This window comes from Aurantimonas endophytica (genome assembly GCF_014196845.1).
Lineage (GTDB): Bacteria > Pseudomonadota > Alphaproteobacteria > Rhizobiales > Rhizobiaceae > Aurantimonas > Aurantimonas endophytica.
Map to the genome: position 1 here is coordinate 12,463 of NZ_JACIEM010000007.1, position 12,612 is coordinate 25,074.

Annotated in this window: 12 protein-coding genes; 8 read left to right on the top strand and 4 right to left on the bottom strand. The window is 67.5% G+C overall.

The window, feature by feature from the left end; all coding sequences use genetic code 11:
• Positions 1-75 precede the first annotated feature (75 nt).
• From GGR03_RS22710 to GGR03_RS22720, 3 genes are all read right to left on the bottom strand, one after another.
• The gene (locus tag GGR03_RS22710) at positions 76-699 is read right to left on the bottom strand and encodes a CarD family transcriptional regulator (RefSeq protein WP_183211134.1); all 624 of its coding nucleotides are present in this window, start codon (positions 697-699) and stop codon (positions 76-78) included.
• Between the two features lie 430 nt (positions 700-1,129).
• Entirely contained in the window at positions 1,130-1,888 is a 759-nt protein-coding gene (locus tag GGR03_RS22715; RefSeq protein WP_252920360.1) for a Crp/Fnr family transcriptional regulator, read from the bottom strand.
• Between the two features lie 162 nt (positions 1,889-2,050).
• Positions 2,051-3,220, bottom strand: coding sequence for a M20 aminoacylase family protein (locus tag GGR03_RS22720; RefSeq protein WP_183211135.1), 1,170 nt, complete (start codon positions 3,218-3,220; stop codon positions 2,051-2,053).
• 158 nt (positions 3,221-3,378) lie between these two features.
• Here GGR03_RS22720 and GGR03_RS22725 point away from each other — a divergent pair, with 158 nt between their 5' ends.
• The 4 genes from GGR03_RS22725 (at position 3,379) to GGR03_RS22740 (ending at position 8,014) form a co-directional block, all read left to right on the top strand.
• Positions 3,379-4,812, top strand: coding sequence for a D-alanyl-D-alanine carboxypeptidase family protein (locus tag GGR03_RS22725; RefSeq protein WP_252920359.1), 1,434 nt, complete (start codon positions 3,379-3,381; stop codon positions 4,810-4,812).
• Positions 4,778-5,959: a CobW family GTP-binding protein gene (locus tag GGR03_RS22730; RefSeq protein ID WP_246368435.1), complete on the top strand. Its 1,182-nt coding sequence runs from the start codon at positions 4,778-4,780 to the stop codon at positions 5,957-5,959. The genes GGR03_RS22725 and GGR03_RS22730 overlap by 35 nt, the downstream gene beginning before the upstream one ends.
• 97 nt (positions 5,960-6,056) lie before the next feature.
• Positions 6,057-6,608 (top strand): DUF924 family protein, encoded by a 552-nt coding sequence (locus GGR03_RS22735; protein WP_183211136.1) that lies wholly within the window; start codon positions 6,057-6,059, stop codon positions 6,606-6,608.
• A gap of 128 nt (positions 6,609-6,736) precedes the next feature.
• A complete protein-coding gene (locus GGR03_RS22740) occupies positions 6,737-8,014 on the top strand; it encodes a GNAT family N-acetyltransferase (RefSeq protein WP_246368437.1) in 1,278 nt (425 codons plus the stop codon).
• Between the two features lie 12 nt (positions 8,015-8,026).
• On the opposite strand, the gene GGR03_RS22745 is transcribed toward GGR03_RS22740, so the two are convergent.
• On the bottom strand, positions 8,027-9,718 hold the full coding sequence (locus tag GGR03_RS22745; RefSeq protein ID WP_183211137.1) for an AMP-binding protein: 1,692 nt from the start codon (positions 9,716-9,718) through the stop codon (positions 8,027-8,029).
• A gap of 235 nt (positions 9,719-9,953) precedes the next feature.
• Here GGR03_RS22745 and clpS point away from each other — a divergent pair, with 235 nt between their 5' ends.
• From clpS to GGR03_RS22765, 4 genes are all read left to right on the top strand, one after another.
• Complete coding sequence (gene clpS / locus GGR03_RS22750; RefSeq protein ID WP_183211138.1) at positions 9,954-10,259, top strand: ATP-dependent Clp protease adapter ClpS; 306 nt, start codon at positions 9,954-9,956, stop codon at positions 10,257-10,259.
• A 255-nt stretch (positions 10,260-10,514) separates the two neighbouring features.
• Positions 10,515-11,936 carry a tyrosine-type recombinase/integrase gene (locus GGR03_RS22755; protein ID WP_183211139.1) on the top strand — a complete coding sequence of 474 codons (1,422 nt, stop codon included), beginning with the start codon at positions 10,515-10,517 and terminating at the stop codon, positions 11,934-11,936.
• Positions 11,929-12,231, top strand: coding sequence for a helix-turn-helix domain-containing protein (locus GGR03_RS22760; protein WP_183211140.1), 303 nt, complete (start codon positions 11,929-11,931; stop codon positions 12,229-12,231). The genes GGR03_RS22755 and GGR03_RS22760 overlap by 8 nt, the downstream gene beginning before the upstream one ends.
• A gap of 12 nt (positions 12,232-12,243) precedes the next feature.
• Positions 12,244-12,612, top strand: a complete 369-nt coding sequence (locus tag GGR03_RS22765; protein WP_183211141.1) for a type II toxin-antitoxin system RelE/ParE family toxin — start codon at positions 12,244-12,246, stop codon at positions 12,610-12,612.

The window sequence follows — 12,612 nt, forward strand, 5'->3', positions numbered from 1 at the left end:
AGACCGGCCGATCCTTTCGGATGGCCGGTCTTGATGCATCGGCTCAGGCCGCTGGTCCGCGAGGGCGGGCCTGCGTCAGGCCGCCTGTTCCTGCTCGGTCTCGGCCGTCGCGTCGGCCTCGGCCGGCTCGTCCGCCTCGACGACGGTTTCCGCCTCGCCCTCGGCGGTCTTCGGGGTGCGCTTCGGACCCTTGTTGAGATTGAGCTCGATCAGCTGCACCGCTTCGGTATCGGACACCTCGTTGACCGCTGCGAGCTCGCGCGCCATCCGCCCGAGGGCGGCTTCGTAGAGCTGGCGCTCGGAATAGGACTGCTCCGGCTGGCTCTCGGCGCGGTAAAGGTCCCGGACCACTTCGGCGATCTGGATCAGGTCGCCCGAGTTGATCTTGGCATCGTATTCCTGGGCCCGGCGGCTCCACATCGTCTTCTTCACGCGGGCGCGGCCCTGCACGACCTTGAGGGCGCGCTCGACGAAATCGGTCTCGGAGAGCTTGCGCATGCCGACAGCCTCGGCCTTCGCGACCGGCACTTTCAGGCGCATCTTGTCCTTCTCGAAGTCGATGACGAAGAGTTCGAGCGTCATGCCCGCCACTTCCTGTTCCTCGATCGCGACGATCTGGCCTACGCCATGGGCGGGGTAGACGATGCTCTCGCCGGTCCGGAAGCCGTGACGGCTGGATGCCTTCTTCTGACTGCTCATACGCTTTTTCTAACTCCCTGTTGTGCCCGGCCGCGACAGCCGCTAGACACGGGTGGACGACGCAAGGTCGCCGAATTGAAGGGGCCCGCCGGAAGGCGCGCTGCAGCCGACGGTCGAAATCCGTGCAGGTATCCCTCGATCGAGCCGCCGGAAGCGTTCGGTCCTTGCGGGACCGTCTGTCGCCGATGGTGAGGGAGCATCCTTTCGGAAATTAACACGAGCGCCATCCTGTGTGGTTAGCAGACCACGGCGCCCGACTGTCCGACGGATACTACACCCTCCTGACGAAAAATTCAAGTTTTTTGGGCATTTCCGGTCTGCCGGTGCAGTGCGGCATGGCGCAAGGGCCAGCCCGTGGCGGCACCGCCCGATTCGGCGGGCCGCCGCGCCCGAGCCAGGGCGGCCGCACCATGGCGGCGCCGGTTCCGGGTTAGTTTGCCGGCGTCGCCGGCAAACCCATCGCGATGGGCGCGCGCATGTGCAGATAGTTGAGGTCGAAGTCGCCAACCGCCGCGAGTGCGGGCCAGTTCTTGATGGTGAGGCGGAAACGCTCGCGATCGAGCAGCCCCTCCTGCTTGAATTCCTGCAGAACGCGGTTGACGGTGACCACGGTCAATCCGAGCGCGTCCGCGAGCTCGTGCTGCGTCAGCGGGATGTGGAAGACATCCCCGGGGGCCAGCCCGACGGCACGCAGCCGCACCGCAAGCTCGCAAAGCAGGTGCGCCGTACGGCTCTTGCCGGTGCGTCGGCCGAGTCCGACCATCCACTCGCGGAACATGGCGCCGTCGATCAGCGTCTCCAGCCAGAGCGCTGCGGCAATTCGCGGGCGCGCCATGCACAGATCCCAGATCGCGGTGTGCGGCATGAAGCCGATGCGTGAGCGGGTGGTCGACGCAAAGCTGTGGTCCATCCGGTGGATATGCAGGCTGTGTAGGTCGGGAATGTCGCCAGGCACGTGGAACGCGATGATCTGGCGCCTGCCGTCGCGGACGTCGCGATAGCGGCAGGTGAAGCCGTCGATCAGCACGCAGCACTGGTGCACTTCCTCGCCCTCGCGGACGATATCGACGTCGGCCTCGACTTCTTTCGTCGTGATCGGGAGCTTCATGATCCCGGCGCGATCCTCGTCGTCCAGATCCGCCACCAGATCGAGACGCCGCACCAGCGCCCTGCGAGCATCATCCGCCACGAATGTCCCTTCCGATGTCCATCTGCGTGCCTCGCGGGTTGTAAGCAGAATGTCGCAACGTTCGCTCTGCCATTGTATATAGCCGTCGTCGCATTCGGTGCGCCATGCGGCAAGTCCCGGCGCAGGTCGGTGACCGTCCGTCCCGGGACGCCGCGCGTATGCTCAGTCGCGGGTGAGGGCCCGCTCGGCAAGGCGCACCCAGAAGCTGGCCCCGAAAGCGATGGCGTCGTCGGAAAAATCGTAGGTCGGACTGTGCAGCGTGGCGCTGTCGCCGTTGCCGATGAAGACGTAGGCGCCGGGCTTTTCCTCCAGCATGTAGGAGAAGTCCTCGCCCGCCATCATCGGCGCGGCATCGGGATCGACATTGGCGGCCCCGACGATCTCGGCAGCAACTGCCGTGCAGAAATCGGCCTCGGCGGCGTCGTTGATGGTGATGGGGTAGTTCCGGTCGAAATCGATGTCGACGCCGGCCCCGTGCGCCGCGCAGATGCCGGCGGCGATGCCACGCAGCCGCTCCTCGGCGAGGTCGCGCATGGCCGGGTCGAGCGAGCGCACCGTGCCGGAGACGACCGCGGTGTCGGGGATGATGTTGTGGGCAAAGCCCGCATGCACCTGCGTCACCGAGACGACCAGCGACTTCAGCGGATCGGCGTTGCGGCCGGCAATGGTCTGCAGCGCCTGGACCAGGGCCGCCGCCACCGGGATCGGGTCGACCGTGCTGTGGGGCAGGGCCGCGTGACCGCCACGTCCCTGCACGGTGATGATGAATTCGTCGGTCGAAGCCATGATCGGCCCCGCCCGGACCCCGAATTTCCCGACCGCCATGCCGGGAAGATTGTGCATGCCGTAGACCCGGCCGATCGGCCAGCGGGCAAACAGCCCGTCGTCCATCATCGCCTTGGCGCCGGCGCCGCCTTCCTCGGCAGGCTGGAAGATCAGCGCCACCGTGCCGTCGAAGGCGCGGGATTCGGCGAGGCTGCGGGCGGCCCCCAGAAGCATGGCCGTGTGCCCGTCATGGCCGCAGGCATGCATGGCGCCCGGGCGCCCGGAGGCGTAGTCGAGACCCGTCTCCTCGACGACCGGCAGCGCGTCCATGTCGGCGCGAAGGCCGATCGCCGGGCCGCCCGGGCCGCCGCGCCCATGGATCAAGCCGACGACGCCGGTGCGCCCGATCCCCGTCACGACCTCGTCGCAGCCGAATTCCCGCAGCTTGCCGGCGACGAATTCGGCCGTGTCGACGACGTCGTAGAGGATTTCCGGATTGGCGTGGAGGTGTTGGCGCCAGGCGGCGATCTCCGGCTGGCTCTCGGCGATTCGGTTATTGACAGGCATCGATGCTTTCCGGTCTTCCTGTTCAAGGCACAAAAGGCCGTGACTTTCGCGCGCCGCTCCACTTCGCCATGCTCGCGTCACAGCCTTCGGCTAGGCGCCCGCCACATGCAAGGATGGCAAGGCTCGCAGCCTGACCCCAATCAGTGAAGGAATCCAGCGTGAAGACGCGTCCCTCCCGTCGATTACGTTTGCTTACCGGGATTTGCGTCGCCGCCTCCCTCCTCGTCGCCGCGCCGGCTTCCGCGCAGCCGACGCCGGCCCAGCCGGCCGCCGATGCGGACGCGCCGCGCGAGGCCGGCATGGCCTCGATCGTCGTCGACGTCGCCTCCGGGAAGGTCCTGTCGCAGGAGCACGCCACGGAGCGGCGCTATCCCGCCTCCACCACCAAGCTGATGACGGCCTATCTGGCCCTCAAGGCGGTGGAGAGCGGCGAGTTCGGTCTCGACAGCCCGGTGATCATGACACGCGAGGCTGCGGCGGAGGCACCCAGCAAGATGGGCTTCGAGCCCGGATCCGTGATGCGGCTGGATGTCGCCCTGCGGATGATGCTGGTGAAGTCGGCGAACGACGTCGCCCATGCGATCGGCCAGGTTCTCGCCAACGGCTCGCAGGAGGATTTCGTCGCGATGATGAATGCGGAGGCGCTGCGGCTCGGCATGAAGGACACGCGCTTCATCAACGCCAACGGTCTGCCGGGGGACGGTCAGTATTCCAGCGCCAAGGACCTGGCGATGCTCGGCCTGGCGATCCGCCGGGATTTCCCGGCCTTCACCGACTATTTCGGCACCGAGGCGATTGCCGCCGGTAACGCCATCATGAAGAACGGCAACAAGCTGCTCGGCCGCTTCGACGGCGCAGAGGGCATGAAGACCGGCTATATCTGCGCGTCGGGCTTCAACCTCGTCTCCTCGGCCACGCGTGACGGGCGCACGCTGGTCGCGGTGGTCATCGGCGCCAACGGCACGATCCCGCGCGAGCGCCGGTCGGCCGAGATACTCGAGGCCGGCTTCAAGGCGGATCTCGCCGCGATCGACACGACGCTCGACGAGCTGCCGGTCTCGGCCGGCGAGCCCGTCGACATTAGCGACTATATCTGTTCCGCCAAGGGCCGAACCGACCGCGCCAACGAGCGGCAGGCCGACGCGGATCGAGATGAGGTCTACGGCTCTCCCTATCTGCATGAGCTGAATCGCCCCGAGATCGTCGTGCCGGTCAGCCTTGGCGGTGCGGCCGGCAACGACATCGTCGAGGCGGGCGTGTCGGTGATCGACGCCTATGGCATCCCGATCCCGACCTGGCGCCCGGACCCGCCGACCGCCGTCCTCGCCCTCACGCCTGAAGATGTCGGCGTGTCGCAGGGCACCGGTGTGCTGACGGAAGGTGAGGATCCGGTCGAGACAAGCGCCGCCGTGCGGGCGAACGTGCTGGGATCGCTGTCGGATTCGGCGGACGAAGGCTCGGAGAACCCCGCCCGCTCCGGCGACCTCGCAGGGACTGACGGCAAAACCCCGCGGATCGGCAGCAGCTTCGACGATGCGCCGCTGCGCCCCGGAGCCGATGTCCCGATTCCCGGCGAGCGGGCCGCCAATTGACCGCGTCCCGATGAACGGCGACCACGGCGCTGACGGCGCCCCCATCCGTCTCACCGTCCTGACCGGCTTCCTCGGCGCAGGCAAGACCAGCCTGCTCAACCGCCTGCTGAGCCAGACGCTCGTCGCCAATCTCGCCGTCGTGGTCAACGAGTTCGGCGCTGTCGGGCTCGACCAGCTGCTGATCGAGACGGCCTCCAGCGACGGCGTCATCGACGTGTCGGAAGGCTGCGTCTGCTGCACGGTGCGCGGCGCGCTCGTCGACACGCTGGTGATGCTCGCCACGTGGTCGCGGCCAGCGGGTGCGCCGCCGCTCGAGCGGGTCATCGTCGAGACGACCGGCCTTGCCGATCCGACGCCGATCCTCGCCTCGCTGATGACGCATCCGTTTCTCTGCGAGGCCTATGCGCTCGACGGGGTCGTGACGGTGGTCGACCATCTCGCCGGTGCCGCAAACCTTGCCGAGCGCCCGGAGGCGCGGCGCCAGGTGGCGGTGGCCGACCGCATCGTCCTCACCAAGGGCGACGTCGTGACCGATGCCGGGCAGGGTCCGCTGCTCGCGGCGATCGCAGCGCTCAATCCGGGCGTCCGCCACGTCGACGCGCGAGACGGGGAGGGGCTGGCGCAGCGGCTCTTCGGGTGCGGCGTGGTCGATCCCGCCACCGGCAAGGCCGATCCCGCCCGGTGGCTTGGATCAGGCGCGTCGGGCCATGGAGGGCATAACAGTCACGATCATACGCACGATCATGCCGCCCGCGATCACTCCGCCCATGGCGCAATCCGGTCCTTCGCCATCGTCCAGGCCGAGCCCGTCGCATGGGAGGCGGTCGTGGCATTCCTCGATCTCATGACCGCCACCCAGGGCGAGCGCATCCTGCGCATGAAGGCGATCGTGCATGTGCAAGAAAGCCCGACCCGGCCGGTCGTGCTGCACGGTGTCCGCAGCTACCAGCATCCGCCCGCGCAGCTCGCCGGCTGGCCCGCCGGCATGGCGCCCGAAACCCGCATCGTGCTGATCGGCGATCATCTCGACGAGACCTATGCGCGCGACCTCTTCGCGGCCTTCACCGGCGGCCTGCGCAGCGACGCGCCGGATCGCGCGGCAGTCGAAGCGAACCCGCTCGCGGTGCCCGGCCACTCGTTCGGGTGAGCGGGCGCTGCAGCCCTACAAGGCTGCGCGGGGTAACCCTATGTAGCTGCCGCGCGCGGCACGCCAGCCAGCGCCTTGCACAGCCGACGGTATTTCCATGTCAAACTACGCGATAGATCCCCAGACCATCGTCGATTTCTGGCGTGAGGCCGGCCCGGAACGCTGGTTCAGCAAGGACGACGCGTTCGACGAGGAGATCAGCGGCCGGTTCGGCGACATATACGAGCGGGCAGCGCGCGGCGAACTCGAGGCGTGGCGGGAGGATGCGACCGGTGCGCTGGCCCTTGTCATCCTGCTCGACCAGTTCCCGCGCAACATGTTTCGCGACTCGCCGCGGGCCTACGCCACCGACGAGAAGGCGCTGGCGATCGCCCGCGAGGCGCTGGCTCGGGGCGACGCGCATACGGTCGGCGACGATCTGAACCAGTTCCTCGCCGTGCCGCTGATGCATGCCGAGGACCTCGCGGCCCAGGAAGAATGCGTCCGTTGGATGGGCGAGATCGGCGATGAGAACAACCTCGCCTATGCGAAGGATCACCGCGACATCATCGCCCGGTTCGGCCGCTTTCCCCACCGCAATCCCGTCCTCGGCCGGGAGACGACGCCGCAGGAGCAGGCATTCCTGGACGAGGGCGGGTTCGCCGGCTGACGGATAGAGACGATCCGAGCGAAGGTGGCGGCATTTTCTTAAGGCTCTGGCGCTAGTCTGCGCGACGCTTCCGACGAACCTTCGTCCGCGGTGCCGAGATCCGTATCCTTCACGTGAAGAGTTGAGTCATGGCAGCCGAGCCGCTTATCGAGACGGCGCCCCTTCCGCCGAGCGCCGTCATGGCGTCGCTGCAACGACCGGAAGAGAAGAGCCCGCCAGAGATCGACCTCGCCGTCAGCCATCAGGGCGCTGCCCGTCGCTTTTCCGTCTATGCACCGATGGCGGCCTTCGACTTGATCGCCGAGCTGCGGCATCTGTCGCGCCGGGCGATCGAGGGGAACGTCTTCTTCGATCCGCGCTTTCTCGTCCCGGCCATGCCGCGCCTCGACGAGCGGCGGGTCCGCCTGATGGTGATCCGAGACGAGGACGAGGCGCGAAGCCGACTGCGGCTGCTGATGCCGTTCTCGGTCGAGCGGGCCGGCCTGATCGGTGGCCCGGAGACCATCCGCGCCTGGACGCATCCGTTCGGGCCGCTGGGCACGCTGCCGCTCGATGGCGACGACCCGGCGGGCACGCTGACCAGCCTGCTCGAGACGCTCACGCGCCGGGAATTGAAGCTTCCCCGCATCCTGGTCCTGCCGGATTTGCGCATCGACGGGCCGATGGCGAGGACGCTGGTCGCCGTGGCGGATCGGCTCGGGCTGCCGGTCGAGGAAATCAACGCCTTCACCCGGGCTTCGCTGACCAAGGCCGGACCCGCGAGCTTTTTCCGCCAGAAGCCGATCTCGGATCGGCGTCGCCGCGAACTGGCGCGCCAGCGCCGTCTGCTGGAGCGACAGGGGACGGTCCGCTTCGAGGTGGCCCGGGACCCGGAGGGGGTTCGGCTGGCCTTCGAGGACTTCCTGGCGCTGGAAGCCAGCGGCTGGAAGGGGCGCGAGCGCAGCGCCCTGACGATGGACCGCTACCGCTCGGCCTTTGCACGCGAATCCGTCAACGCCCTCGCCGAGGACGGAAGGGCGCGGGTCTTTACGCTGCGGCTCGACGGGCAGGCGATTGCCAGCCTCGTCGCCTTCATCGACCGGGGCGAGGCCTATGCCTGGAAGAGCGCCTATGACGAGGCCTATTCGCAGGCCTCACCCGGCCAGCAGCTGGTCGCCGAGGCGACGCGGTCGTTGGTCGCCGACCCCGCGGTCAAGCGTGCCGATTCCTGCGCCATGCCGGACCATTTCGTGATGAACCGGTTCTGGAAGGACCGCATCGCCATCGCCACGCTGGTGGTCGGTCTCGACAAGGACAGCGGCAAGTCCGTGGCGAAGGTTGCGAAGGGCCTTGTCGCCGCGCGGAAATCCCGCAACGTCCTGCGGCTGATGCGCGAAAGGCTGGGGTCGCTGCTGGCCTTGCGCTGAGCGCATGCCGGCTCAATCCAGCGCGGCCGCCTCTGCTTCGGCGAGGGCCCGGTTGCGGAATTCCCGCCGGATGATCTTGCCGCTGGTGGTCAGCGGCATCTCCGAGACGAAGGCCACCTCGCGCGGATATTCATGCGCCGACAGGCGCTGGCGTACGAATAGCTGGATCGCCGCGGCCAGCTTCTCGTCCGCGACGACGCCGTCGGCCGGCACGACATAGGCCTTGACGATCTCGGTGCGCAGCCTGTCCGGCTTGCCGACAACCGCTGCCAGCTTCACCGCGGGATGGGCGAGCAGGCAGTCCTCCACCTCGCCGGGGCCGATGCGGTAGCCGGCCGAGGTGATCACGTCGTCGTCGCGGCCGACGAAGCGGACATAGCCATCCGCGTCCATCACGCCCTGATCGCCGGTGAGCAGCCAGCCGTCCGGAACCTTGCGCCGCGACGCCTCCGGATCCTGCCAGTAGCCGAGGAACATCACCGGATCGGGTGCTGCCACGGCAATCGTCCCGGTCTCGCCGGGCGCCAGCTCCCGCCCGTCCTCGCCGAGGATCGCGACATGGTGGCCCGGCACCGCCTTGCCGATCGCGCCGGCGCGCGAGACGCCGTAGCGGGCCGAGGATCCGAGAACCATGTTGCACTCGGTCTGGCCGTAGAACTCGTTGACGGTAAGGCCCAGTTCCGTGGCCGCCCAGTGGAACGTGTCGCGTGGCAGCGTCTCGCCGGCCGAGCCGATCGTGCGCAGCGCAAGCCCGGCAATGGCATCCGGCGTCGCCGCGGCCTTCAGCATGCGCAGGGCGGTCGCCGGCAGGAAGGCGTTGCGGACGCGCTGCCGCGCCATCAGCTCGAATGCTTCCCCGGCGTCGAAGCGTCCCCCGGAAAACACCACCGGCACGCCGAAATACAGCGACGGCAGCAGCGCGTTCAGGAGCCCGCCGGCCCAGGCCCAGTCCGACGGGGTCCAGAGGCGATCGCCGGCCACGGGGAAGCCTTCGTGGTGGAAGCGCATGCCCGGCAGGTGGCCGATGAGCACGCGGTGGCCGTGCAGCGCGCCCTTGGGCGGCCCGGTCGTGCCTGAGGTGAAGATGATCATCGCCGGGTCGTCCGGCCGGGTCGCCGCCGGCTCGGCTCCGTCCCCCTCGCGCACCAGCTGCGCGAAGTCGAGGAGCCCCGGCTCGGGCGCCTCGACCCCGACGATCTGGTCGAGTTCCGGCAGATCCGCGGTGACGGCGCGTAGCGTAACGAGGCTGGCTGCGTCGACGACGGCCACGCGGGCGCCCGCCGCCTTGAGGCGGAAACCGAGTGCGTCCGGGCCGAAACGCTGCGACAGCGGCACGGCGATCGCGCCCATCCGGTAGACCGCCAGATGCGCGACGGCGGCTTCGAAGCCCTGTGGCAGCACGATCGCGATGCGGTCGCCGCGCCGGATGCCGTGGCGGGCAAGGCCGGCGGCGAGCCCGCGGGAGCGGCGTGCCAGCTCGCCATAGGTCAGCGTCCGCGGCGGGGCGTCGCCGCGGTCCTCGATCAGGCAGACCCTGTCCGGCTCGCGCGCGGCCCAGTCGTCGGCGCAGGAAGCGGCGAGGTTGAACCGCTCCGGCAGCCGCCAGGCAAAGCCGGCCCGCAGCGCCTCGTAGGAACCGGCGGGCAGCGCCACGTCGTTCCAGGGCGTGGCAGCAAAAGCCCCGCTGGCGAGATGCTGGGTCATCGGATTGTTGCCATGGGTCGTTGTCCGTGCGCCGCACCGCCCGGCCGGGCAGGGCGGTCCTGCCGCCTTCTAGCATTTCCCTAGGCTGCGTCACCGCCGTTATCGCGGTGCACCACCCGCCTCCCCGGCACCACTCCAGCGCCCGTTCCGCCGATCGTGAACGACGGTGCGCTGACCTTCGGCGGCTTCGTGCTAGTTTGCCGGAGCGGCAGACACCAGCGGCAATGGCCCCGCCATGAGCGATACCGGCACACGGCTCCGACCCCAGATCCTCCCCAAGGTGGCGCGGCCGCGTCTCCACAAGGTCATCCTGCTCAACGACGACTTCACGCCGCGCGACTTCGTGGTGATGGTGCTGAAGGCCGAATTCCGGCTCGGCGCCGACCAGGCGCGCCGGGTGATGATCACCGCGCATCAAAAGGGCGCCTGCGTCGTCTCGGTCTATCCGCAAGACGTCGCCGAGACCAAGGCCACCCGCGCCACCGACGCCGGCCGTGCCAAGGGCCATCCGCTGACCTTCACCACGGAACCGGAAGAGTAGGGGGCGCAGCCGCCAGGAATGGAATGGTGCGGGTGGTCGGAATCGAACCGACACTCCTTGCGGAACCGGATTTTGAGAGACCGGATATGCCCTATCCTTTGTGTATCCGGCGGTATCCGTTTTCCCGATAACCGATTGTCAGCACTAGCTTTTTTCGGTTCTCAGATCACACATACCTAGCCGGACGTACGCTACGGTTGGCTTTCTAGGTGCACCTATGTTGCACCTGAAATCCGACCTCAACGGAGGTTAGGAATGCCCAAAATCAAGCTCACAAAGACCGCTGTCGACGCCGCAACCCCGCAGGAGCGCGATTACGAACTCCGGGATACGACGATACCTGGGTTCCTTGTCAAGGTCACCCCGACCGGCCGCAAGATTTTCATGGTCGCCTATGTCGCCCATAACGGGCAGCGCCGAAAGCCCGCTATCGGCCGCTATGGCGAGATCACCGTCGAGCAGGCCCGAGGCATCGCCCAGGACTGGTTGGCCGAAGTTCGCCGCGGTGTCGATCCCAGCGCCGAGCGGGCTACGGCTCGGCAGGCGCCGACGGTGAAAGAACTCTTCGACCGATTCATCACCGACTACTCGGAGAGCCGCAACAAGCCGTCCACCGTCCATTCGAACCGCGGCTACGGCAAGCGCTACATCATCCCGGTGCTCGGCCAACTGAAGGTGCCCGACGTCACCCGCGCCGACATCTCGAACCTGATGAAGAAGATGTCGAAGAAGCCAACGAACGCGAACCGCGTCCTCGCGGCCGTGCGGAAGATGTTCAACATGGCCGAGGTCTGGGGCATGCGCCCCGATGGGTCCAACCCCTGCCGCCACGTCCCGAAGTACCCGGAACGGGGAAAGACCCGCCTGATCACCGACAGCGAGATGAAGAAGCTCTTTGCCTACCTCGCGCGGGCGGAGGCGGAAGGCCTTGAGCATCCCTTCATCCTCCTCGCGGTCCGGCTGCAGTTCGAATTCGCCGCGCGGATGTCCGAGATCCTCCAGCTCGAATGGTCGTGGGTCGATTATGACAACCGGCGCGTGGTCTGGCCCGACAGCAAGACCGGCGGCATGTCCAAACCGATGAGCGCCGAAGCGCAGCGGCTCTTCGAGACCGCACCGCTCCTCGAGGAATCGCCTTTCGTGTGCCCGTCCGTCTTCGATCTCAACCTGCCGATGTCGAAGCACACCTACTACCAGGGATGGCGGCGCATTCTTGAGCGTGCCGGGCTCCCGCATATTGGGACACATGGCATCCGGCATCGCTCGGCGACCGACATCGCCAACTCCGGCATTCCGGTGAAGGTCGGCATGGCGCTCACCGCCCACAAAACGGTGACCATGTTCATGAAGTACGTGCACACCGAGGACGATCCCGTGCGAGCTGCGGCGGAAGCGGTGAACCAGCGGCGGCAAGCGTTGCTTGGTGTTCACCCGGCGGGCCCGCCTCCCGTCGCGACGCCGGCGCCGGTTGTGGACGTGCCTTCGGTGGCGCCTGAAGTCGAGGCGATCGAGCCGGTGCTGACGGCGGCCGGCAAGCCCCTCGGCTACGACGACGGCCAGTATGCCTCGCGCACCAAGCTCGGAAACTATCGGCCGTTCCGTCATCGCTCCGGGGAAAACCGCGCCGTCCCTCCCGGCACCAAACGCGACGAGACAAAGGAGGCGAGCCATGCGTGAGGACGCCAACCAACAGCGCCGGTGGCCTACGGCGGACATCCTACGTCGCGCCAGGTTCGTCGATGACGCTGGGCCGATCCGCTTCGTCGATACCGAGGCGGCAGCCCGCTACCTCGCCCTCGAAGCGCATACGCTGGAGTGCTACCGCTCCCTTGGTGGCGGACCCATTTTCCACAAGTTCGGGAAATGGGTCCGCTACGCGGTCGATGATCTCGATGCATGGGCCGAGAGTTGCCGTCGCGCGACCACCGCATCGCCGGCCGCTCCGCGCGTCCTTCCCATTGACCCAACATAGCCCGGAGGCTATATGGAGTGGGAAGTCCACATCCACCCGGCCTTTGAGGGCGAGATTCTGGCGTTTGAGCGCGGTGTTCGCGAGGCATTGCTCGCGGTCGCCAAGCTGCTGTCGGAGTACGGCCCGCAGCTTGGCCGGCCACATGTCGATACGCTCAAGGGGTCGGGTCACCCCAATATGAAGGAGTTGCGGTTCGAAGCGGCCGATGGCGAATGGCGCGCAGCCTTCGCCTTCGATCCAGAACGAAGAGCTATCTTGCTGGTAGCCGGAGACAAGTCGGGTGGAAGCGAGAAACGCTTCTACAGGAAGCTGATCGCAAAAGCGGATTTCCGGTTTTCCGAGCATCTGGAAAGCCTGAAAGCCGCAAAGAAGGGAAAGTGA

What these genes read in the sequence shown, in the direction of transcription:
- GGR03_RS22710 (WP_183211134.1), bottom strand. Translation starts at nt 699, where the DNA reads ATGAGCAGTCAGAAGAAGGCATCCAGCCGTCACGGCTTCCGGACCGGC.
- GGR03_RS22720 (WP_183211135.1), bottom strand. Translation starts at nt 3,220, where the DNA reads ATGCCTGTCAATAACCGAATCGCCGAGAGCCAGCCGGAGATCGCCGCC.
- GGR03_RS22730 (WP_246368435.1), top strand. Translation starts at nt 4,778, where the DNA reads ATGTCCCGATTCCCGGCGAGCGGGCCGCCAATTGACCGCGTCCCGATG.
- GGR03_RS22735 (WP_183211136.1), top strand. Translation starts at nt 6,057, where the DNA reads ATGTCAAACTACGCGATAGATCCCCAGACCATCGTCGATTTCTGGCGT.
- GGR03_RS22740 (WP_246368437.1), top strand. Translation starts at nt 6,737, where the DNA reads ATGGCAGCCGAGCCGCTTATCGAGACGGCGCCCCTTCCGCCGAGCGCC.
- GGR03_RS22745 (WP_183211137.1), bottom strand. Translation starts at nt 9,718, where the DNA reads ATGACCCAGCATCTCGCCAGCGGGGCTTTTGCTGCCACGCCCTGGAAC.
- clpS (WP_183211138.1), top strand. Translation starts at nt 9,954, where the DNA reads ATGAGCGATACCGGCACACGGCTCCGACCCCAGATCCTCCCCAAGGTG.
- GGR03_RS22755 (WP_183211139.1), top strand. Translation starts at nt 10,515, where the DNA reads ATGCCCAAAATCAAGCTCACAAAGACCGCTGTCGACGCCGCAACCCCG.
- GGR03_RS22760 (WP_183211140.1), top strand. Translation starts at nt 11,929, where the DNA reads ATGCGTGAGGACGCCAACCAACAGCGCCGGTGGCCTACGGCGGACATC.
- GGR03_RS22765 (WP_183211141.1), top strand. Translation starts at nt 12,244, where the DNA reads ATGGAGTGGGAAGTCCACATCCACCCGGCCTTTGAGGGCGAGATTCTG.